The organism is Candidatus Nitrosocosmicus sp. R, from assembly GCF_054408505.1.
The window spans coordinates 2,403,122-2,426,337 of sequence record NZ_CP167090.1; the positions used below are offsets into that span (position 1 = coordinate 2,403,122).

General features: G+C 34.8%; 24 protein-coding genes and 1 tRNA gene. 14 read left to right on the forward strand and 11 right to left on the reverse strand.

Annotated features, from left to right (window positions below; translation table 11 throughout):
* Positions 1-21: 21 nt before the first annotated feature.
* Positions 22-381 (forward strand): hypothetical protein, encoded by a 360-nt coding sequence (locus tag AAGU22_RS12420; protein ID WP_458719420.1) that lies wholly within the window; start codon positions 22-24, stop codon positions 379-381.
* 715 nt (positions 382-1,096) lie between these two features.
* Here AAGU22_RS12420 and AAGU22_RS12425 read toward each other — a convergent pair.
* Positions 1,097-1,453, reverse strand: coding sequence for a hypothetical protein (locus AAGU22_RS12425; RefSeq protein ID WP_458719421.1), 357 nt, complete (start codon positions 1,451-1,453; stop codon positions 1,097-1,099).
* 694 nt (positions 1,454-2,147) lie between these two features.
* Between AAGU22_RS12425 and AAGU22_RS12430 the strand changes: the two genes are divergently transcribed.
* From AAGU22_RS12430 to AAGU22_RS12450, 5 genes are all read left to right on the forward strand, one after another.
* Positions 2,148-2,657, forward strand: a complete 510-nt coding sequence (locus tag AAGU22_RS12430) for a hypothetical protein (protein ID WP_458719422.1) — start codon at positions 2,148-2,150, stop codon at positions 2,655-2,657.
* Positions 2,658-2,980: 323 nt separating this feature from the next.
* Positions 2,981-3,967, forward strand: a complete 987-nt coding sequence (locus AAGU22_RS12435; protein WP_458719423.1) for a hypothetical protein — start codon at positions 2,981-2,983, stop codon at positions 3,965-3,967.
* Between the two features lie 351 nt (positions 3,968-4,318).
* Complete coding sequence (locus tag AAGU22_RS12440; protein WP_458719424.1) at positions 4,319-5,272, forward strand: alpha/beta fold hydrolase; 954 nt, start codon at positions 4,319-4,321, stop codon at positions 5,270-5,272.
* Positions 5,273-5,499: 227 nt separating this feature from the next.
* Positions 5,500-6,072: a hypothetical protein gene (locus AAGU22_RS12445; RefSeq protein ID WP_458719425.1), complete on the forward strand. Its 573-nt coding sequence runs from the start codon at positions 5,500-5,502 to the stop codon at positions 6,070-6,072.
* Positions 6,073-6,184: 112 nt separating this feature from the next.
* Complete coding sequence (locus AAGU22_RS12450) at positions 6,185-6,496, forward strand: hypothetical protein (protein WP_458719426.1); 312 nt, start codon at positions 6,185-6,187, stop codon at positions 6,494-6,496.
* Positions 6,497-6,783: 287 nt separating this feature from the next.
* Here the strand turns inward: AAGU22_RS12450 and AAGU22_RS12455 are convergent, their stop codons facing one another.
* Positions 6,784-7,041 carry a hypothetical protein gene (locus AAGU22_RS12455; RefSeq protein WP_458719427.1) on the reverse strand — a complete coding sequence of 86 codons (258 nt, stop codon included), beginning with the start codon at positions 7,039-7,041 and terminating at the stop codon, positions 6,784-6,786.
* 551 nt (positions 7,042-7,592) lie between these two features.
* Between AAGU22_RS12455 and AAGU22_RS12460 the strand changes: the two genes are divergently transcribed.
* A complete protein-coding gene (locus AAGU22_RS12460) occupies positions 7,593-8,036 on the forward strand; it encodes a nuclear transport factor 2 family protein (RefSeq protein ID WP_458719428.1) in 444 nt (147 codons plus the stop codon).
* Between the two features lie 207 nt (positions 8,037-8,243).
* Here the strand turns inward: AAGU22_RS12460 and AAGU22_RS12465 are convergent, their stop codons facing one another.
* A complete protein-coding gene (locus AAGU22_RS12465) occupies positions 8,244-8,702 on the reverse strand; it encodes an SRPBCC family protein (RefSeq protein ID WP_458719429.1) in 459 nt (152 codons plus the stop codon).
* Positions 8,703-9,176: 474 nt separating this feature from the next.
* Here AAGU22_RS12465 and AAGU22_RS12470 point away from each other — a divergent pair, with 474 nt between their 5' ends.
* Positions 9,177-9,563: a VOC family protein gene (locus AAGU22_RS12470; RefSeq protein ID WP_458719430.1), complete on the forward strand. Its 387-nt coding sequence runs from the start codon at positions 9,177-9,179 to the stop codon at positions 9,561-9,563.
* Between the two features lie 592 nt (positions 9,564-10,155).
* Here AAGU22_RS12470 and AAGU22_RS12475 read toward each other — a convergent pair.
* From AAGU22_RS12475 to AAGU22_RS12490, 4 genes are all read right to left on the reverse strand, one after another.
* The gene (locus AAGU22_RS12475; RefSeq protein WP_458719431.1) at positions 10,156-10,413 is read right to left on the reverse strand and encodes a hypothetical protein; all 258 of its coding nucleotides are present in this window, start codon (positions 10,411-10,413) and stop codon (positions 10,156-10,158) included.
* A gap of 63 nt (positions 10,414-10,476) precedes the next feature.
* Complete coding sequence (locus tag AAGU22_RS12480; RefSeq protein WP_458719432.1) at positions 10,477-10,821, reverse strand: hypothetical protein; 345 nt, start codon at positions 10,819-10,821, stop codon at positions 10,477-10,479.
* A gap of 488 nt (positions 10,822-11,309) precedes the next feature.
* Positions 11,310-11,600: a hypothetical protein gene (locus AAGU22_RS12485; RefSeq protein ID WP_458719433.1), complete on the reverse strand. Its 291-nt coding sequence runs from the start codon at positions 11,598-11,600 to the stop codon at positions 11,310-11,312.
* A gap of 113 nt (positions 11,601-11,713) precedes the next feature.
* A complete protein-coding gene (locus AAGU22_RS12490) occupies positions 11,714-13,366 on the reverse strand; it encodes a hypothetical protein (protein ID WP_458719434.1) in 1,653 nt (550 codons plus the stop codon).
* 731 nt (positions 13,367-14,097) lie between these two features.
* Between AAGU22_RS12490 and AAGU22_RS12495 the strand changes: the two genes are divergently transcribed.
* The 6 genes from AAGU22_RS12495 (at position 14,098) to AAGU22_RS12520 (ending at position 20,609) form a co-directional block, all read left to right on the forward strand.
* Complete coding sequence (locus tag AAGU22_RS12495; protein ID WP_458719435.1) at positions 14,098-15,078, forward strand: hypothetical protein; 981 nt, start codon at positions 14,098-14,100, stop codon at positions 15,076-15,078.
* A gap of 127 nt (positions 15,079-15,205) precedes the next feature.
* Positions 15,206-16,237 carry an alpha/beta fold hydrolase gene (locus AAGU22_RS12500; protein WP_458719436.1) on the forward strand — a complete coding sequence of 344 codons (1,032 nt, stop codon included), beginning with the start codon at positions 15,206-15,208 and terminating at the stop codon, positions 16,235-16,237.
* Positions 16,238-16,509: 272 nt separating this feature from the next.
* Positions 16,510-17,544 carry an alpha/beta fold hydrolase gene (locus AAGU22_RS12505; RefSeq protein ID WP_458719437.1) on the forward strand — a complete coding sequence of 345 codons (1,035 nt, stop codon included), beginning with the start codon at positions 16,510-16,512 and terminating at the stop codon, positions 17,542-17,544.
* Positions 17,545-17,867: 323 nt separating this feature from the next.
* Entirely contained in the window at positions 17,868-18,353 is a 486-nt protein-coding gene (locus AAGU22_RS12510) for a hypothetical protein (RefSeq protein ID WP_458719438.1), read from the forward strand.
* Positions 18,310-19,146, forward strand: a complete 837-nt coding sequence (locus AAGU22_RS12515) for a prolyl oligopeptidase family serine peptidase (protein ID WP_458719439.1) — start codon at positions 18,310-18,312, stop codon at positions 19,144-19,146. Before AAGU22_RS12510 ends, AAGU22_RS12515 begins: the two co-directional genes overlap by 44 nt.
* Positions 19,147-19,577: 431 nt before the next feature.
* Positions 19,578-20,609, forward strand: coding sequence for an alpha/beta fold hydrolase (locus AAGU22_RS12520; protein WP_458719440.1), 1,032 nt, complete (start codon positions 19,578-19,580; stop codon positions 20,607-20,609).
* A gap of 82 nt (positions 20,610-20,691) precedes the next feature.
* Here the strand turns inward: AAGU22_RS12520 and AAGU22_RS12525 are convergent.
* The 4 genes from AAGU22_RS12525 to AAGU22_RS12540 all read right to left on the reverse strand — a co-directional run bounded on the left by AAGU22_RS12525 (position 20,692) and on the right by AAGU22_RS12540 (position 22,608).
* A tRNA-Gly gene (locus AAGU22_RS12525) sits at positions 20,692-20,766 on the reverse strand.
* Between the two features lie 47 nt (positions 20,767-20,813).
* Positions 20,814-21,464 (reverse strand): hypothetical protein, encoded by a 651-nt coding sequence (locus AAGU22_RS12530; RefSeq protein WP_458719441.1) that lies wholly within the window; start codon positions 21,462-21,464, stop codon positions 20,814-20,816.
* A gap of 326 nt (positions 21,465-21,790) precedes the next feature.
* Positions 21,791-22,129 carry a nascent polypeptide-associated complex protein gene (locus AAGU22_RS12535; RefSeq protein WP_458719442.1) on the reverse strand — a complete coding sequence of 113 codons (339 nt, stop codon included), beginning with the start codon at positions 22,127-22,129 and terminating at the stop codon, positions 21,791-21,793.
* An 8-nt stretch (positions 22,130-22,137) separates the two neighbouring features.
* Positions 22,138-22,608 (reverse strand): PUA domain-containing protein, encoded by a 471-nt coding sequence (locus tag AAGU22_RS12540; protein WP_458719443.1) that lies wholly within the window; start codon positions 22,606-22,608, stop codon positions 22,138-22,140.
* Positions 22,609-23,216: the final 608 nt, after the last annotated feature.

Genomic DNA, 23,216 nt, shown 5'->3' on the forward strand with positions numbered 1-23,216 from the left:
ATACTCACGATAATCGATAAAATGGTAAATTATTGTTTGGTTGTGCCTTTACTACCAGGAAAAATGGAATTATCAAAAAAGTTTGAAGAAGAAAATGGTGGTCATGGCAAAGAACATGATGAATTTTACAAGATTGCAGGTGTGACTCGTGAACAGGTTTGGATTCAGCATAGTCCACCAGGTAGTGGTGCCCCTGATCTTGAAATAGTTAGTTTAGAAACGGAAGATCCTGCCAAGACTCTAAAAGAATTTGCTACGTCAACTCTTCCATGGGCTATAAAGTTTCGCGACTTTGCAAAAGAAGCATTTGGAATAGATTTTTCAAAAGGGCCTCCACCGCCTCTAAACGAGTTACTAGTTGACTGGCATAAAGATAAGTAATAGAAAAGTATTTTGGATTTCAATCTACGTCTTTCCACAGTATCAAGGATGAATCGCTTAGTATGAATTTAAAAGTCGGTCGATTAGTTTTAGAATCTAGTAATAATTAGACTTAGACATGACTTGAATGAGTAATTCAAAATATAATGTTTTACAAACACAATCCGGATCTTGCATTCACGGGTTTAAACTTTGATAGATAAAAGTATGATTCATACTTCAATATTGAAACCGGGAAAGGGACTCGAAGCCCTGTCATAGAAACGGGGAATCTAACAAATCATGACGGTCTCGAAAATTAGAATGGAAGGATTAGACCCTACATGTTGAGTATAATCTTAGTATCACTATATGACAGTTGCTAGACGTTTTGTCTATATTTGTTTTGGCACTACTTCCATTCACTATTCTAATACGACAATTTTATTTTATTGTAGTTTCTTCAATAGCATAGTCTTGACAATTGTTTTGGATATTTATATATGATAACATATTGAGGAATCTGACAATAGGCTATTAGACACACAGATCAGTGTTAGGCAATCCATTTTAATAACATCCTTCCATCATATTCCAAACGATCGGGAGTGTAAAAATATCTGATTGGAAAGAGTCTCAACTTTAGAATAACATTTGGCGAAATAGCTCTTAGTTTCAAAAAAAAATAAATAAATTGACTTTATTTAACCGGTGGTTCCCAGTATGACTACTTTAATTAATTATCGTCGTCATTATTACTGCTGTCATCACTATTACTGCTGTCATCACTATTACTGCTGTCATCACTATTACTGCCAATATAAATTGGGGCAAAACAGTCTCTTATTTGGCCTTCAGTAGCGAATCCCGTGGTCCCAGCATTCTCTTTAAGACAACTCTGGAAATCATCATAATTCTGCTGCTCTGAGTTGTTGTTATCATTGCCAGTATTCGTTTGGTCTTCACCGCCATCGTTTGATTGGCTTAGAGTGTTGGATTGAGCAAACGAGAGGCTTAATGCGTTGCCTGAGGAAAGCAATATTGCTGCCAAAACGAATGAGATACTAAAAAGCATCATTTTGGTTGTTTTCATTGTATATTCATCAATCAATAAACTATATAATGATGATCAAGTAAACTATTGAGACAATTTGCTCAACAATTTTAGATCCGGTCAAAGTCAAACTTCATTTTTTGACATTGAAGATAATCAAACTAATGGTAGAATAGCAAAAGCATGACGATACTGTAATTGATTTTATATTTATAGATATTTCTCTTTCTTTTATTTAGAACCTGGGCACATTATATTCTCTCAAGAATACTGATATTTTTAGAATATTTTTATTAAAATAGACATCGCAAAGAGACTAGCCAATTATCTTTCATAATTCATGGGGTCTAAGAAATTGGTTTCAAGGTGTATTGTTGATTTGGTTCTTTATTGCAACATACTCAAATGAGGAACACAAGGTATTGATTCAAGAATTAATGTTTGAAAAGCATTGGAATGAAGTAAAAAGCCTTGAAGTTATGAATAACAATTAGAGGACTAGTTCAATAGTGTTGAATGGAGTGATCTTTGCTCTTGATCAAGTATGAACCGTTTTATTTGAACCCGTTTCTGTCACACACTAAAAAAGGGTTAATAACAAATTAAATATTTATAAGATTTTAGCCTTTTCTCATATTAAATTCATTATTATCCTATCTAAAGTTATAAGACTATAAGGGTTTTAGAACTTGTCAATCAATCTTATTTACTTCTTCTCCATTGACAGAACATTATGGATAATACAAGATATATCCAATCAAAAACAAAAACATCATCAGACGCAAGTCATCTTACTAATGTACTTCTAAAGAATATTTATCGAAATACAAAAAAGAGCAGAGATATGGTAAGGATCGGTGTTATAACTACATTAACTGTGGTATTGATTTATAGTACGCTAACATCATCGAACGCATTTGCTGCTAGCCCCCGAGATATCTATACAAATGATGAATGTTATTGTACTAATGATCCAGAAACTCTTACAGTAGCATGTTGTGACCCTGCAAGTAATAAGTGTATGACTTGTCAGATTGATACATCTACAGGAGATTACATGCTTTGTACTTCTTATATCGACCCATCGATGAATACAGATAATCCTAAAAACGATGACGGAGTTTTAGAACAGCCCCCAACTTCACCAAATGACAATTCTGGTTTTCCTAAAGATGGAGTAGCAGAGAACCCCCAAACATCACCCAAGGTTCCTTTCAATAAAGGAGGAGTACTGTCACAATAGACTTAGATTAAGTTCGCTAAAATCTTTATTTATTGATAACAAATCCCGCATTAAAAGTGCGAAGTGCGGGATTTGAACCCGCGAAATCATGAATCATGTTTTATAAAACCATCATAGTGTAAAAAGACAAAAATACTAAAAACCATTGAAATAAAAACTCTTATATTTTCACATCGATATTTTGGATAGGATGAGGTTCAAATCACAATTGATATGCTTCCCTCTTGTTTACGGGAAATCATCAGATTAATAGAGATATTTTGGATATTGGGATATAATGACCAAGACGTTTTTAATCTAGCAAATACATATATTAGAAATAGTTGGAAGATGCGACATTCAAACAATTGATGGAGTCAGGTCAATCATTCCCTGAAGTAACTGATGTAATTTATGATGCTAATCAAATGGAGAAATTAATTTTAAATTCAGTTGATGTAGTAAATATAGGATTCGATACAATTTGGGACAAAAAGATATTCGATTTTCATTTTAATTATCTAAGAGAAGGATTTGATGTATTGGAAAAGTTAATTGAAGAAACAAGTCTAAGGATACGGCTTATAGTCGAGACTACTCCTGAAAATATAGAATTCATCAACAACATAAAATACTATGAAATAAGGCATCTTGACAATATAAGAACTAATTTTGGTATAATGGACGAGAGAGCTTACATGTTATGGGTATTCCATGAAGATGGTCAAAAACCTGAACAGGCTTTTTTCAGTAATTCAATATCCTTAGTTAAGAAACAACAAATGCTATTTGACAAGATTTGGAAACTAGGAATACCGTTAAGTGAAAGGAACAGACAGTTAGAAAATGAACAGCTGCCTGAATTTCATAAAATATTAGTTAATTTTGTCGATGCCCGAACCGAAATTATGACTTTTCTTGATCATAGTAAAAGGGAACTGCTTATCCTTTCATCAATTAAAATGCTAGACTATTTTGCAGATGATGACCTTTTTTGGATAAAACTCTCATTGTTGTATAGAAAAGGAGTATTAATCAAATTATTAACGGATGGATATAACAGATCACTAATTTACCAACTAAATAAAATTACAAATGAAGCACATAGAAAGACCCATGATCATTTTCAAATAGGATATTCTACCAAACTTGGAAATATTGATGAGTTTGTTTTGATTACTGATAATAAGGCCCTTGAGTTGACTTACGCAGATCTAAATCAATATAAAATATCGTTTTTAAATGATAAAAACCATGTATTAGTTCAGGAAATCCTTTTTGAAAAGTACTGGAATGAGGTTAATAGTCTTGAAGTTATACACAACAATTAGGTTGACAATCATGTAGCTGGGATTCCTATATTTGGATAGCATAGGAAAATCTGATGAACTAAGCAAATAATTTGATCTTTGCTCGGGATTAAGTATGAACCTCTCTATTTGAATCCGCTTAACGCTTTGGTAAGTTCAAATCCAATTGTTTAGAGAGAGAACCAGCGATCCCTCTATCTTTAGTTATGGTCGTAGAGTGATAATTTGATCAAGATAATCTTCTTACAAGATTACACCCTCTTTATATACTTCCTTGATTGAATTTGGTTATGAATAATAGTAGACAGGTAAGAAAAGATTATCTTTTCATTATAGTATTCATTTATACTCTAATTTTCTCAAGTACAACTTTTGATCAACGGTTTTACTAATATAGTAAATGGTCAAACAAATGCTACCCAGACCAACTCCACCAATACTACTACGAACTTGGTTAACCTACAGAATATTCCAGTAGAAAAAGTCCATGTTGGAGATATTGAAATGGCGTACAAGATGTTTGGCAAAGGAGATCCCTTGATACTTCATAATGGTGCTTCTGATAATATGGATGCATGGGATCCAGCCCTTTTAACTAGACTAGCGTCAAATAACACAGTAATTATTTTTGATAGTCGTGGAATAGGAAATACCACTGCAGGTACCGAACCATATTCAATACAGTTACTTGGTAATGATACTGCTGGTTTAATGGATGCTTTGAAAATACAACAGGCAAACGTTCTTGGATATTCTTTAGGTACATTTACAACTCAACAATTTGCAATTACGCATCCTGATAAGGTTAGCAGTATTATACTTATTGCTGGATCATGCGGTGGTAAAGATGGGATACCTAAACCACCCGAGTTTTTAAAATTGCAGGCTGATATTGTAAACAAAACTCAAAATAATATAACTGTTCCTCAAGAAGATTTCAAAGCTCTCGTAACTGCATCATTAGGATCTGGTTGGATAAAACTCCATCCTGAATCTGCTGTTATTCCAGAAAACAGTTCCTTATTAGGGTCAAAGCCCGGTCTTTCCGCTGAAGCATTGAACAATCAGGCAGATGCTGGCTGGGGTTGGGAGGCTAAGAACTGGAGCGGTGTCTGTGACGACCTCGCAAAGATAGACAAGCCTCTGTTGGTCATAACAGGTACAGATGATAACCAGTACAATCCTCATCAGAATGCCTTAGTCATTGCAAGTAAAGTTCCAGGAGCATGGCTTGTACAGATAAAAGACGCTGGTCATGCCGTTCCAGCTCAATATCCAGAGGAAGTCGGTAAAATAATAGATACATTCTTGTCGACTGTAAAATAGTGGGAGACCAAGCGGAAAGAAGAATCCGATATTAATTTTGTACGCAATATAGACAAGCGGGTTCAAATCAATCATAAAAAAGTGCGAAGTGCGGGATTTGAACCCGCGAGTAGAAAACCCTTCGATTTAATTCATACGATATTTAAGTGAAAGCCAAATATTTTGTTAATGATATACTTATTCCTAAATCTTCAAAAGAATTCTCTAAATAGCAAGTTTTTAATAAAATGCAACTCATCACAATAGTGGATGATTTAACATTTAGACAGTTAATGGAGTCAAAACATTATCATCCAGAGGTTACAGATGTCATTTTTGAATCAGATAAAATGTTAGAAATGGGCATAGTTGCTATTAATAGTACTGAAAGAGGATTTGATATAGTATGGGATAAAATAATGCTTGATTTCTTGTGGAAGTTTTATAAAGTTGGTATACTCCTTGCTGAAAAACATGCCAAAGAAAGGGGTATCAAATTTAGACTAATTGTTGAAATTACGAAAGAAAACATGGAGTCTGTTAAATCATTCAAGTATTATGAAATAAAACATATTGATAATATAAGAAGTAACTTTGCTGTATTGGATAACAGAGCCTATATGGTGCAAATATTTCATAAGGAAAATGAGCCTCCTGCTCAGGCGTTATTTAGTAATACTAAAGCCCTAGTAGATAGTCAACAAGTACTATTTAACAGATTATGGGAAATTGCAACTCCAATAGCAAACAGATTAAAAGAGATAGAATATCGTGATAAATTAAACTACCAGAGGATTTTAACAAATCAAAGAAATTCATAATGAAATAGATTCTTTAACAGAACAATGTGAAAAAGAATTACTAATATTTTCGTCATTCAAGTTAATTTATACTGTACTTAACAAGAATAACTTTGTAAATAATTTTAACTCATTGCTAAGAAAAGGTATTACAATTAAGATTCTCACCGACGATATTGATGAACATTTAATGAGTCATATTGCTCAAATAAATGAAACAAATAAAGATAATCCGATGCAGTTTGGGTATAGCAACAAGTTGGGAGAATTTAATGAATTTATAATGTTAAGCGATAACAAGTATGTCTTGCAAATAAAATATGACCAACAAAATGAAATAGTTGCCTCATTTTCAAATGAAGAGCATAATGTAATGATTCAAGAGATTCTATTTGAAAAATATTGGAATGAAGTCAAGAGTCTTACAGTCATTAGCAATAATTAGATAGTTTTAGATTCAATAATTGAAGGTCATTAAAACAAGGATTGACAAAATGTTGAACGCAATGATGCGCTAATAGTATTGATCTTTGCGCGGGATCAAGGACGAACCGCCTTTATTTGAACCCACTAACAATTATTAAATGATAATCTCGATGCTCTCAACATTAACCCTCTAATGTTATAATAAGGTCATTGGACTAGATAAGATGCGGATTTGCATAGAAACCTTTGAAAGACAATAAAAATGATTTAAGGTAAATTAAATTCATTATGGAATTTTATGGTGTTCTAATTTAATAATCCACCTAATATGCCGGTTGCTTTTTCTGTTAGAGATGAGTCGGATGAGGTAGAATCATTTGTTGTTGATACTGAACTATTATTAGTTCTTTGACTATTATCATTTCCTGTCAGTAACTTTGTTGCCTCATCTTTAAGAGTGGACAAATCCTGTGCTAATGCCGTCTGGCCTAATGAATTACTTACTAGCGATGCTGTCAATACAAATGACAGAACAAAACTCGCGATTACTAAAATTTTCTTCATCTTTTTCAAATTGTATGTTCATCATATTATATAACAGATACAACATTGAACAAAGTTATCAAGAGTATTTCATCCAGATATCAGAGTGGGAAGTTTTACAATACCAATAATAAATTTACCATTTTCATTTAGCGTGAGACCGATTGATTAGAAAACAGAAACTAGGTAGACAGATTTGTAGATAAGCGGATTCAAATCATTCTCAAAGAAGTGCGAGATGCGGGATTTGAACCCGTAATGTTTGGATTTTGGTCCTACAATAAAGGTGCTATAAAAAATCAAATAATGTAATAATTCATTGCTTTAATCAATGGGCCCTGTTAACTTAAGTATTTGAAAAAGAGTAAATTTGAGTTGTCACTGGACTAAACGAGGCAATATAGACAAGATTCCGTGTATTTTGAGCACGATTTATGACCCTTTGTTCTGAAACGATTCATCTTAATCGATATGAAATACTGGGAAGCATTTGAAAAATTACATTAAGTTTACAGGGTCGCGCCCAATCATGCAACCTGTAAATAATATGCTTTAGGAGAACCATCTGTTAAATGCAAAAAGATAATGGAATTGCAAGTGAAGAGGTAAATCAAGCTAACATAAGGTTTTACCGTGCTTTTGAAAACCTATCTATCGAATCAATGGACAAGATATGGAAACATGATGAAAATGTCGTTTGCATACATCCAGGGTGGGATTTATTTACTGGTTGGTTGGCAATAAGAGAAAGCTGGACAACAATATTCAGCAACACAGAGATGATAAGGTTTACAATCACAAACACAAAAATTAAGATCTTTGATAATAAAATTTCAGTAGTTGTATGTATAGAAAACATAGAAACAAAAGATCTATATAGCGGTCGAGTGATTAGGACGGGTGTGATTGCTACCAATGTATTTGAAAGAATGGAATCAAATTGCGAGTGGTCACTTATTCATCACCATGGTTCTCCTATAACAAACTACATTCCACCAAATACATCTTCTCACTGATGATTGTAGTTAAAGGGTTTCTCTTTAACGAAAGCCTCATAAATATGATTATTAATTTACAATTCTCTTGAACATAAAGCGCAGGTTGTTTCTGGAGACAGTAGTGTTTTGCAAGGAAACAGCTTACTGTGTCAAAAAATGAAGGCCTCTACTAGAGACATTGATAAATCATGTCTTCAAAATAAAGATGGCAATACGATCTAAACATTACCTTAATTCTAATTTTTGTTTTCCCGTTAGAGCAGCCTGATATGCCCCCTCTCTTATTTTATTTTCTGCTTGACCTCCTGTCAAGAAGTTGGAAATCTTTCCGATAGTTGTTAATTTATAGTTTATAGTATGATTGACATTCGTAGAATTATTTCCATTGCTTTGGAATTCTTGAGTGCTCTCCCATTCTTGAAATGGCCCTTCTGTTTGTTTTGTAACTAGCCTTCTATTCGGTTCATTTTTAACTACTTCTAAGATCATTTCATCTTCTTTACCCATATATTCGCCTGTCACTATCATTTCTGAACCCTCTTCGCTTTTTTTGGTAGATTCATTTTCTGATTCTTTTAAAATGTCACTTGGCCATAACTCTTTAATAGTGTCTGGATTTGTATAATATTCAAAAACAGTGTTAACAGGTGCATCTATTTTAATTTGAGTTTGTATTTTAGTCATACCTATTATTACACAGTATGTTATATAAGGTAGTTGTATTATTTTGACATAGATTGTCAAAAAAACTAAAAACCATCTCAATCATGAATAAAAAAATCACACCTGCCAAATAATTCATTGAGTATACAAAAAGTGCGAAGTGCGGGATTTGAACCCGTTTATTGTTTTGTCCAGTTCAAATCCCTTTATTACTATTAAAACGAACCCTCGATCCCTCTATTATGATTATCCGCACTTCGCCTAACTTGTCTACAGAACATCAGAAAATTATATCTAAAATCTAAAAAGGAATGAGTAATTCTAAATCTATTGAATATTCGTATCTTCTCTTGTTACATTCATTTCCGCCATATCTTTATATTTATATTCATGGAAATGAATTAGACATTCATGGATATGTATTCATGTAACTCACTGACCGAGCAGTATTTTTTGAGTATTGTATCTTTTACATATAATGATGAGTGATTATAGATGGAAATGAAACTTGAATTGATTGCAATTCCGGTAACTGATGTGGATCGTGCACGTGATTTTTATAAAGATAAAGTAGGTTTTAATTTAGACCATGACCATACAGTGAACGAGAAGCTACGTTTTGTTCAAATGACACCTATAGGCTCTGCCTGTTCAATCTGTTTTGGGATTGGTATAGCTGACAATATGAAACCAGGTAGCATTAAGGGTTTACAAATAGTAGTCAAGGATGCTCAAGCCGCTCATGATGAGCTTAAAATACGTGGAGTGAATGTTACTGATGTCGATACTCAAGTTTGGGGGAAGTTCGTTTATTTTAATGATCCAGATGGCAACGCTTGGGCGCTCCAGGAATTACCTCCTCGGGGCCAATTTAAAGTATAGAGGTCAGAAAAATCTATCGAGCGTTCTTCAAATAATAGTACGATTATTAGAGATTAAAACGGGGATTTAAATGATTTAGGGGCTTTAAACTAATAACAGAATAAATTTAACTAAGAATGTCATGTTGATCTTAAACAATAATTTGGACTAAACTGGTTTGTTTCCTAATTTTTCATCCTTTAGTAACATTCTTTCTTATTCCTCTATAACCTAAAATGCCTATAGTTAACCCACTGACGAGCGTATTTAAAAAAGGTTAACCAATATGTTAACCCATTGGTGAAAATCCCGCATAAAATGACTAAAATCAGTGCGAAGTGCGGGATTTAAAAATATTGACTTCTTTTAACTCTTGTAGAAAAGAGTGCTCTGACAACGTTTCTTAATGACAGGCCCAGAAAATACAAATAAAGACCATAACCAATGTATTCTAAAGGTGTTCTATTTCTTTTACCAAACATATCAGGAATAGAGCATCTTCAAACTATGATTTATCGTTAAATTAACAACGCTTTATTATGTATTACAAATATATAGATTCATCGTGATAATTTAACAAAAAGAGGAAGATGAATAAAATGATTTATGCCAATTATTTGCAGGAACCGTGGTTCCAACCTGCTTTGAATCCCTCAACTTCTTCCTTTGTATCGCCGACAGGGCTGTATTTTTCACATTTATCATGACTTGACCATCCTTCTTTACATCCGTTTATCCAATTACCAGACTTTCCCTGTTGTTCACACCAATGTGTTACTGCGGCTGCAGAGTTTACATTAAATAAAGAGGGAGCCATCGCCAATGATGTGATAGTTAAAACCATCACAAATATCTTTGATTTAGTATCCATTACTATGACTACTTATTGAAATATATAAGGCTTAGTAAAGAATATCGCCACATATCTTTCGAACTATCTTACCAAGTCCTTAGCGTGTTTTGGATATGCATATCTTTTTGATAAATCTCTTAGCAGGTCTGTAGAGTCCACACTTCTATAAAAAGTAGGATTAAATTCTCCAGTTAGTGGATCTTTTATACCTCTATCCCTAATTCTTTCAATGAGATTTTTAACTTGTTCGTTATTTTCATGTTTAGGATATTCCCCTTTAATCCAGGTATGAACAAAGTGACTGAATGTATCAAATCCATTGTATTTTAGTTTACTATTTAAAATAGCTAATTCATTTTCTTTTAATCTAACAGTTACACTCTTCCACTCAGCGTATTTCCTTTGAGTTTGGGTTTGCTCATTCATACGTCTTGAAAGTCTTACTGAGCTTTAGCTTTTTCGTCAACAATTTACGAGCGGATGTCAACAATTTAGGTTAAATGTCAACAATGTCAATCGTAGAATATCGAGAAGTCAACACTTTGGTCAACAATCTTGTTTAGAGGTTCTCAAGCTCGGGATCAAGGGAGCAAATTCCCGCACTAAAAATATACAAATTCTCAAAATATTTCCATCTAAAATCAAAAAGTGCGAAGTGCGGGATTTGAACCCGCGATCCCTTCGCATAAAACAAAAATATATTAATAGTGATATGATCCCGCCACTTCGTAAAGGGCCAACCTCGCAATATTCTTTTAATTAATTTATCAAGAATGTATGGTTTAGCTATCAAACTGACCTTAGATCTTCAGGGCATACTCAGTATTGATACGCGTAAGTTTTGATTCGACCTCTTTCGCCAATAAGATTGAAGAGTAATGAAACAATCTCCATACTAATAACTCTCCATCATTCTAGCAGTTCAACAAGTTTCCGACATTATACATTTGTTCTTTACCTAGTTCATCAAGTAAATTACAGACCGACCTGTCATTTCTCGGATTGTTATATGACAGTAAGTTCTTTATCTGGTTTGCAGCATCTATAGAGTTTGTCACATTCAATGGATTCTGAATAATACCTTTGCTAAAGTCACCAGTTGTCTTTGGGTCTTCATTTGGTGGTGGTGGAGTATTAACAGGATTTATGGTTATTATCACTTCATCAGGTTCGCTCGATATACCTTCTTCATTAGTGACTGTCAATTGAAACGTAAGATCTGTTTGTTCATTTGTTTCGGGCGCACCAAGCCTTGATTCAAAGATAGTAAGTTGGATCAGATAATAAAGGAGAGATCGGTTCCAACCATGATACTTCTTCAGTCGAAATCAATGTCAAATTCTATGGAATTATTTTCAGCAAATTGTATTGGATTATCGCCATTATTCCATAACACTATTCCATTCACGTTGCTAATCGTTCTAGATTCACCGGTTTCCAAGTCTAATCCTTCCTGAGTGCCAGAAATAGTTGCTTCATATAGTGAATTATTTGAATTAGAGTCCCCATCATCCACAGGCGCTAATTCAACCTCTATGGCGTCTGATTCACCATCCTCAAAGTTTGCAGCGACTAGTTTGAGATCATTATCTTCAACGAGATTTAACTTCAATGAGGCCTCATCTAATTTGCAGTCCTCAAAATATGCAATAATTTTCACACGTTCAGAATCTAGTTGACCAGGGTATAGATCTATAGTATCAGAAATATCATCGCAAGTATCTTGTGAAGCTCTGATCACATCTGAATTGCCGTTATTATCATTATCATTATCGCCATTATCATCTGTTTCACATCCAATACCATCGTTATCATTTCCATCAAAACCATGGGGGTCGGGCCCATTTACCTTGAAGTTATGGTATGGAACCTCGTCATCCTCAAGGTCTCCACCTTGGTCACAGTTGAGATAGGGCGGAGGGGAGGGGATGCAATTATTTGGATATGATGGGTCGCATTGTTGTTGTTCACAATCTGGATCTTCAGAATCAGTTAAGCCATCACTATCATCATCTCTATTATTATCGCATTCGTCAGGTGTTTCTACACAGTCATCAAGATCGGGATTTTGTTTGCATATATCGTCCTTGTAGCCACAGGTTTTTCCGTCAGGTCTAAATATCATTCCCTCTGGACATCCATCTGAGTCTGGAATACATCTTCCAGTTTCATCATCATCTACACTATGATACCCATCTGGACAGCCGTCACGATGATCTGGAACACATTGTTCATCCTCATTTTGAAAGAATCCAGCAGGACATTCTCCATCAACAGAAGCACATTTTGGTAAATCAGGATTAAACAAGCAGTCTTCATCTGGTCCTTCATCATTCCCCTCAGGATTAGGAGTAGTCACATTTCCATTACTATTTCCACCGTTGCTTTCACAACCTATACCATCATTATCTTGATCAAATCCATTTGGATCATTAGAGGATACTATGAAGTCTCTATCAGAGATATCATCACAATCCAACTCTTGTTCTCCATTATTATCATTCGAGGAAGTAGATGAAGAATTGTCATCGTCATAGGTTAGAGTAGCGGGATTTTGTAATGTTGGTGGGATTGTAGTTATTGGGGATGGAGATAAAGATGGATCAGTGGCCGCCGAGGCTGTAGAGTCTGTACTGGTTGGTGGTGGTGGTGGTGTAGAGTCAGTTGGGTTCGTAGAGTCTGGATTATCGCTTTCACTACTCCTATCGCTTTCACTACTCCTATCGCTTTCACTACTGCTATCGCTTTCACTACTGCTATCGCTTTCACTACTGCTATCGCTTTCATCATTGCCCTCCCCATTTTGAGCAAATGCCTGTTGTAATCTTAATTGTGAAGAGGGACTGGGGAGAGAATACATTAAACTAGATAATGAGGGTGAACTAAACATGGAAACAGATACGATAAGTATCAAGGACACTAACATTAACGATTTAGCAGATAATTTTCGATTTGAATTATCACTATGCATATTTCTGTTACAATCGTAATCTCATTTCTGTATAATATCTATTTGATAAATTTGTTATAGATCAAATTTATATAAGAATTAAATATTGCGTTCTGGTTTGTATCTGATTAACGAATTTAATTGGAATATATTGAATAGGTGATCTGATTGTTACCATGTCTATATATTACTAGTCTACTCTGAATTCCATAATGCTGAACTATTTGATGATTTAATAAAACATGATTTAATTCGGCCCCTGCAAACGCCATAATAACAGTGAGTATAGTTACCATATCCAATGTGGATATCAAAGTTGTAACCTGTAGATCATATGCCATTCCATGTAAATTTTCTATGGTCTGAAGTTATCATGGTTATGGAAGGTGGGTTTGACCATTTGAATTTTTTACGAGGTCTACCAAACAATGATAGACAATTAAAAACATTGAGTAAGATAGTTAGAACACAAAAATTCTGAACAATGCTTTCGATGAGATTTTAGAATTCAAGGGTTAAATCCCGCGTTAAAAGTGCGAAGTGCGGGATTTGAACCCGCTCTTTGCTTTGTTAGGTTCGAATCCTGAAAATAGTGGAAAATGAACCCGCGAAAATAGAAATTCTTTCAATGATTCATACCAAACTCAATTGAAAATTAAATATTAACACTATTATTATGATTAAACCTAAATCCTACAAAATAATACTATAAATAACAACTTTTTAATAAAATGGAGTTTTGATACAATACAGTGGATGATTCAACCTTTAGGCAATTAAAGGAGTCAAAAGCCTATCATCCAGAAGTTACAGACGTCATTTTTGAATCAGATAAAATGTTAGAAATGGGTATAGATGCTATTAATAACACAGAAAGAGGATTTGATATAGTATGGGATAAGATAATGCTGGATTTCTTATGGAAGTTTTATAAAGTTGGTATACTCTTTGCTGAAAAACATGCTAAAGAAAGGGGTATCAAATTTAGGCTAATTGTTGAAATAACAAAAGAAAACATGGAGTCTGTAAAATCATTCAAGTATCACGAAATAAAACATATTGATAATATAAGAAGTAACTTTGCCATATTAGATAACAGGGCTTACATGGTGCAAATATTTCACAAGGAAAATGAACCTCCTGCTCAGGCGTTATTTAGTAATACTAAAGCCCTAGTAGATAGTCAACAAGCACTATTTAACAGATTATGGGAAATTGCAACTCCAATAGCAAACAGATTAAAAGAGATAGAATATCGTGATAAATTGAATTATCAGAGGATTTTAACAAATCATAAAGAAATTCATAACGAAATAGATTCTCTAACAGAGCAATGTGAAAAAGAATTACTAATATTTTCGTCTTTCAAATTAATTTATACTATTCTTAACAAGAACAACTTTGTAAATAATTTCGACTCATTACTAAGAAGGGGTATAACAATTAAAATTCTAACCGACGATATTGACGAACATTTAATGAGTCATATTGCTCAAATAAATGAAACAAACAAAGATAATCCAATGCAATTTGGATATAGTAACAAGTTAGGCGAATTTAATGAATTCATAATGTTAAGTGATAATAGATATGTGTTACAAATAAAATATGACCAACAAAATGAAATAGTTGCCTCATTTTCAAATGAAGAGCATAATGTAATGATTCAAGAGATTCTATTTGAAAAATATTGGAACGAAGTCAAGAGTCTTGAAGTTGTGAATAGCAATTAGAGGACTAGTTCAATAGTGTCAAATGGTGATCATTGCTCGGGATCAGGGATGAATCGCTCTATTTGAACCCGCCATTTCTCATCTGAGACTCGATTTGGTTTATATACTCCGTCGAGTGAAATTGGTTATGAATAATAGTAGACAGGTAAGAAAAGATTATCTTTTCATTGTAGTATTCATTTCTACCATAATTTTCTCAAGTACAACTTTGATCAACGGTTTTACTAATGTTGCGTATAGTCAAACAAATGCTACCCAAGCAAACTCCACAAATGTTACGGGCTTAGTAAATACAGAGGATATTCCATTAGAAAAAGTCCGTGTTGGAGATATTGAAATGGCGTACAAGATGTTTGGCAAAGGTGATCCCTTGATACTTCATAATGGTGCTTCTGATCATATGGATGCATGGGATCCAGCCCTTTTAACTAGACTAGCGTCAAATAACACAGTAATTATTTTTGATAGTCGTGGAATAGGAAATACCACTGCAGGTACCGAACCGTATTCTGTAAAGTTACTTGGCAATGATACTGCGGGTTTAATGGATGCTTTGAAAATACAAAATGCAAGCATTCTTGGACATTCTCTAGGTACATACGTAACGCAACAATTTGCAATCACACATCCTGATAAGGTTAGTAGCATTATACTTATTTCTGGTTCCTGTGGTGGTAAAGATGGTATACCTAAACCGGCTGAGTTTTTAAAATTGCAGGCTGATATTGTAAACAAATCTCAAAATAATGTAACCGTTCCTCAAGAAGATTTCAAAGCTCTCGTAACTGCATCATTAGGATCTGGTTGGATAAAACTGCATCCTGAATCGCTTGATATTCCAGAAAATATGACACTAGCATCAACAAAGCCCGGTCTTTCTCCTGATACATTGAACAATCAAAACAACTTGGGTGTGGCCTGGGAAGCAAAAAACTGGAGCGGTGTCTGTGACGACCTTGCAAAGATAGACAAGCCCCTGTTGGTTATAACAGGTACTGACGATAACCAGTACGAACCTCATCAGAATGCTTTAGTCATTGCCAGTAAAGTTCCAGGAGCCTGGCTTGTACAGATAAAAGACGCTGGTCATGCAGTTCCAGATCAATATCCAGAGGAAGTCAGTAAAATAATAGAAACATTCCTGTCGACTGTAAAATAGTGGGAGACCAAGCGGAAAGAAGAATCGGATATTAATTTTGTACGCAATATAGACAAGCGGGTTCAAATCAATATTAAGAAAAGTGCGAAGTGCGGGATTTGAACCCACGATCCCTTCGCTTTATTGTAAAGTTCAAATCCCGAAAATAAAAGATGAGAACCTGCGATCGCTCTGTCTTTAGTAATTAGTTATAGAGAGAGCAATAATTTGGCCAAGGTAGTCTTCATACAAGACTTCACCCTCTTTATATACTTCCTCGAGTGAATTTGTTTGTGTATAAGAAAAGACAGGTTAGAAAAGATCATCTTTTCATAGTAGCGGTTTTATCTACTTTAATTTTCTCAAGTATGACTGTGATCAACGGTTCTACTAATACAGTGAACGGTCAAACAAATGCTACCCAGACCAACTCCACCAATACTAACAATTTGGTAAACATACAAGACATTCCATTAGAAAAAGTCCATGTTGGAGATATTGAAATGGCATTCAAGATGTTTGGTAATGGCGACCCTATTTTGCTTATTCAGGGTGTTGGTGGGTCTATGGATGACTGGGAACCAACTATTTTAAGAGAACTATCCTCAAATCATACTGTAATAATATTTGATAATCGTGGAGTTGGAAATACAACTGCTGGTACAAAACAATTCTCAATTCAGCAATTTGCAAACGATACAGCTGGTTTACTAGACGCTCTGAAGATTCAAAAAGCAGATGTTATGGGACATTCTATGGGCTCATTTATAGCTCAACAGCTTACTCTTACTCATCCAGAGAAGGTCAACAGGCTTGTACTTGTTTCTTCAACATGTGGTGGGAAAGAGAATATACCTAATACCCCTGCAGATTTAGAACTGGCTAAGAAGTTCCTCAGTAGTATTGTAAATAACACTTCAATAGAACCACAGGAAATAAAAACGGCTGTATCTCTCGGCTACGGACCAACATGGATCAAACTGCATCCCAACCTCCTTGAAACCATTCCAACAAACCCCAAAGATTTGCTACCTTCTGGTATGACTCTTGATACTTATTTACAGCAGAACAATATAGTACAAAACTGGAAGTCAACCAACTGGAGTGGTGTATGCAGTCAGCTTCCAAATATATCCAAACCTACCTTGGTAATGACTGGAACTGAAGATGTTACTATACCAGCTGCTAATTCTTTAATTATTGCAGAAAAAATCCCAGGAGCCTGGCTTGTACAGATAAAAGACGCTGGTCATGCAGTTCCAGATCAATATCCAGAGAAAGTCGGTAATGTAATAGAAACATTTTTGTCGACTGTAAAGAGTAGGTGACCAAGCAGGAAAGAAGAATCCGACATTAATTTTTGTACACCATCTTGACAAGCGGGTTCAAATCAATCTCAAAAAAAAGTGCGAAGTGCGGGATTTGAACCCGCGATCCCTCCGTTTTATTGTAAAGTTCAAATCCCGATAATAAAATAAAGGACCACGAGATCCTACTCATTTTAAAGATCCTTTCCGGATTATTTTTGATTTGAGCAAGAAGAATACTATTGGAGATGATACGGAAAGGATGAAGATTTGTTTTTCACCGAAGTTGACTGACTTTTATTCTAAAAATCATTGTTTGTTTATATATAGAGGGTTTATTACTAATGTTATTGCTTTTAATAAGATTTAAGCGAGAACCCTTAATAGTTTTTGGAATATTTTTTGGTACATTTTTAATTTTAGTGACTTATTTATTATCGTCTGGTTCGTCTGTGTTTCAGAATGCGTTGGCACAACATGATATTCAAACGGTCAAATATAGAAATCTGACTATTGATCTTGATAATGGATTAAAGACCAACGCTCAATTGATTTTTCCTGCTATTGGAAAAGGACCATACCCTGGTGTAATTATCTTTCCGGGCGCTGGTGCTGGTTCAGTAATTACACCGTCATATGGCAAGGTAATATTCTATGGACATCTAGCTGAGTATCTCGCAGAGAGAGGATTTGCCGTTCTTAAATATGACAAGAGGGGTGTGGGGTCGTATCTCACGATATCAGATAGTAATGCATGGGGCAATCTTACATTTGACAATCTGAAGCATGATGCTGAGAAGGCTTTATCAGGTACTATTACAACAACCTGAAGTAAATGCAACTAAAAAGGTTACTTTGATTGGACACAGTGAGGGTATTACCTTCCCTCCAAGAATTGCCGCCGAAAACCCCGATAAAGTCAGAAATATAGTCCTAATGGCTCCAGTAGCTGAAAAATGGACTGATATTATATATTTCCAAGAAGTCGCTAATCCTATTCTTTATGCTGAGAACATATTAGATAAAGGTCATCCTGGACAGATCTCAGTGAAGGAAGCATCAAAAGATCCTATCTTTCAAAAGTTGGTTGGTGGAAACCTAACTCAACTTCTTCTTAACCCGACTCACGTTACCGGTAATAATGGCACCGATATTTTACCTGAACAAAAAAACAACACGAGTGATGACTTGATTAGTATTGAAGGTGTGCTAAAGCCTGCACTTGTAAGAGGATATGAAAATGATACATCACCAAATACCTCAATGCTGTCAGCCAAATGCGTAAGCGTAATTGGTTGTCCTAGTATTGGAAAATCTTTTTCTGCCCTCCCTAGCGTCATCGGCATGATAGGGAACGTATCTTCAAATATTAGTATACTTACCCTAGAAGGGCAAAATGATAGTCAAACCCCTCTTCAACAAGCATTGTTATTACAACAAAGATTAACAGAAGTAAATCATCCTGACCATCAAATTATTGTTTATCCAGATCTTGGGCATAATTTTATTCCTAGCAATCAATGGGTAACCTCAGGTGGTCATCAAATGGAAGAATATGTATTACAGGATATGTATGAATGGCTCACATCTCCCGCAAGAGAGGTCAATCAAGAAGCACGGTAATGAAATCGAGGCTGATTCTGAAGATGTCAACTATATGATGTGATATAGTGAGTATAATAGAGTGGATTTTTTGATGTAGGGACAGTCGGTTTAGAGCAGCATGGTTTTATAGATTAATACGCTTTTTAGCCTGCAAACCAGATATATCTCTGCAAATGTTATTGAGATCCCCCACTTATGAGACTCAAATCTCTTTTTGTACAAATTCTAAAGGATTACATAAAACACAATAAATTAATTTGATATCATGGTTTCCAGGTCGCATGGTGAACGGGTTCACCATGAGGATTTAAATCCCTTTGATTATTGTTGGAGAAGAGAACCTTCGATTCCTCTATCACTAGTTTTTGGTATTAGAGTGATAATTTGACCAAGATAATCTTCTTACAAGACTTCACCCTCTTTATATACTTCCTCAAATGAAAGTGCTTATGTATAGTAATAGCAAGATAAGAAAAGATCATCTTTTCATAGTAGCGGTTTTATCTACTTTAATTTTCTCAAGTATGACTGTGATCAACGGTTTTACTAATATAGTAGACGGTCAAACAAATGCTACTCAGGCCAACTCCACCAATACTAACAATTTGGTAAACATACAAGACATTCCATTAGAAAAAGTCCATGTTGGAGATATTGAAATGGCTTATAAAATGTTTGGTAAAGGAGATCCCTTGATACTTCATAATGGTGCTTCTGATAATATGGATGCATGGGATCCAGCCCTTCTAACTAGACTAGCGTCAAATCATACGGTAATTATTTTTGACAGTCGTGGAATCGGAAATACCACTGCAGGGACCGAACCGTATTCTATACAATTACTTGGTAATGATACTGCGGGTTTAATGGATGCTTTGAAAATACAACAAGCAAACGTTCTTGGATATTCTTTGGGTACATACATAACGCAACAATTTGCAATTACGCATCCTGATAAGGTTAGTAGCATTGTACTTATTGCGGGTTCCTGTGGTGGGAAAGATGGTATACCTCGACCTGCTGAGTTTGACAAATTACAAGCAGGTATTGTAAACAAAACCCAAAATAATATACCTGTATCTCAGGATGAAATGAAGTCGCTTGTAACGGCCTCATTAGGACCGGGTTGGATAAAACTACACCCAGAATCTGCAGCGATTCCAGAAAACATCACATTCCAGGAAATGAAACCTAGTCTTTCCGCTGAAACATTGAACAATCAGAAGGAAGCTGGATTTGCTTGGGTGGCTTCCGACTGGAATGGTGCTTGTGACGACCTTGCAAAGATAAACAAGCCTCTGTTAGTTATAGCAGGAACAGACGATAATCTCTACGTCCCACATGAAAACTCTTTAGTCATTGCAAGTAAAGTTCCAGGAGCCTGGCTTGTACAGATAAAAGATGCTGGTCATGCAGTTCCAGATCAATATCCAGAGAAAGTCGGTAATGTAATAGAAACATTTTTGTCGACTGTAAAATAGTGGGAGACCAAACGGAAAGAATCCGACATTAATTTTTGTACACCATTTTGACAAGCGGGTTCAAATCAATCTCAAAAAAAAGTGCGAAGTGCGGGATTTGAACCCGCGATCCCGAGCTTGGGAAGCTCGTACCTTAACCAGGCTGGGCCAACCTCGCCTGAAATAAAATTAACTAGACGGTATTAATAACTTAATGCTGGGCTGTTATTTACAACTATTCCATATTTTCCCCTTTCTAAAAGCAATTTTTCTAGCAGAGCTAATATCACGTATCCCACCTCGGTTTTTTTCCGTACCTTGCCTTATTGAGGTTCCATACTCATCTACAATTTCAATAATTACCTCGTCCTTGAAATACGATTTTAGAATTCCAGCTATTTGGTGAGATAGAGCCAAGCTTCCATCACCAATTCTAACTATTTTAGTTGGAGACTCGATTGAGGATAAAACAAAGCTGATTTTTTCAACTGTGGAATTAACCGAAGACAAAACTATTCTATCTAGTTCGAAATAGCAGTACAGTATAGAAATGCCAATCCTTTTTCCAGGATCTATTCCGATTATCAATTGTTCTTTAGATGAACCAAAGTAGCCCATGCAATTTTGTAGAATTTTCGCTTTTATGGACAGAGGAAATTCTTCTAATTGGGTATCCAAATACATGTTATCTCTATTTACGATTTTGGATTCATCGATGGTTGTAATTATAATTTTCCCGGTTGATAGCGCCGCTTCTTCAGGTGATAATGACAAATAACGTAAGTCAAGCGACTTCAAAACATTTGTTATTTTATAATAGGAACGGCCTGATACTGTCGCAACAATAACTGGTGGACAACTTGTTAAGTTGAACATTTCTATTGCTACTTTAGCGTGATGTTATAAGCCTATTAAAGATTACGTATAATTTTTGGGTAATCAAAATGCAAGAATTACATAAATTTCAAATGATCCAAATCCAAATATAATCACGTAGTGACTTTTCTGAAGTTAAAACACAGATTATTAGCGTAATGAGAATCGATAATAAATACAACATTTTTAAATGCAATTTTATAAAAATCAATCGAATATCGAATAATATTCTATAATTTCCAAATAATTATTAATACTTTAAAATTATAATATAATAAAATTGAGTCTTTTCGTACCTAATTAGTTGATAAAAGAGAAAGTGTTTGTTAAACTGTCAAATTAAGTATTGCTTGTGCGATATCGCCCTTGGTATCTGTCAAAGCAACGATCGCTTTTTCTTTTGAGACACTGGCTTGTTGCATAACTAAAACAATATCTTCTTCCTTAAAAGAAGGAACGTCCCTGTTAGTTTCTTCTATATCGGTAGCAATAACCTGAAAAATAGTACTATCTTTGCCTTTCATTTCAACAACTTGGGGTTTTTTAAGAAATATTTCTTTCATATCGGTTCTTATAATGACTTCCTCTACCGAACCTAAATCTTTCATGTCTAAACCCATCCGGTCAAGCATTCTGCGCATATCTCTATTGCCCGATCGCATCATAGAATTCCCTAAGTACTTCTGCTTTTTATTCCTTCTCTAATTTTTACCCCTATGCCACGGATAAGTGTGCCCATATTATGATCAGCAATATCATCTAATGATTGTAAATAGTAAGAAAAAGGTAACAAAGATCGACCTACAGCCAAAACGGATTGATTTTTGTCTATAACTGCAACATCCGACCCGCTTTTCACGTTCTCACCACATTTTAGCACATGTTTTACAAAGAGAGATCTACCTTCCGATACGAAAGGTATAGCATCTTCAACAGGTATAACACAATTGGATTTATACCCCTTTTGATTTAGAAAAAGTTTGGCACCGTCAATAGTTAATGCAATTCCCCCATCGGTTCGAAAGGTTCCGATTAATTTTCCATCTATGCTAAAACTCTTGATTTTCCCAGTTTTTCTAGAATATTCAAGCTCTAAATCTTTTGGAAGAATTGAGCTGATATCCCTTCCAAAGAGAAAATCCACATGAGAACATATTTTCTGATACGGATTTAGAAATAACTTTTGCAATTAACAACCTAACTTGAGATATCTACAATAAAAACCATCTGGATTGCCAACTTATAAGGAACCTCTGGAGCTAATATGGGATTATTTTACCAGTCAAAAATTACCCTGGATAATGAAAATCGTCAATATTTTATCACTAGTTATAATTTTTACAATATTTTGACTATATTTTGCAAATATCCGACTGTAATTAGGGTTTTGTAATTTCCTTATTATTTCCCATATGTCAAAAACTTAGTACAAACTAATTAAAGGTTCAACGTTCCTCCCTCTTTGCATATCATATGTCAGGTCTAGGATACGAATGTTATAAGGGAGAATTCAATATGTGTACATACATGTATTATTGGTTAATTAATACAGTATCGGTATGCCTTCGTGTCGCTTAATAAATATAGCAAAGAATAATGACATAGCCTAATAATTGATATATTAAACTAATTATAAGGTCCATCAGACTGATGGGTTCAGGTTTGTGTATCTTGCTTCCATCATGCCATATTCAGTTAGAGAATTTGGCATTCAGATAAAAGATAGAACCGATAGTGTATTCGCTTACCCGG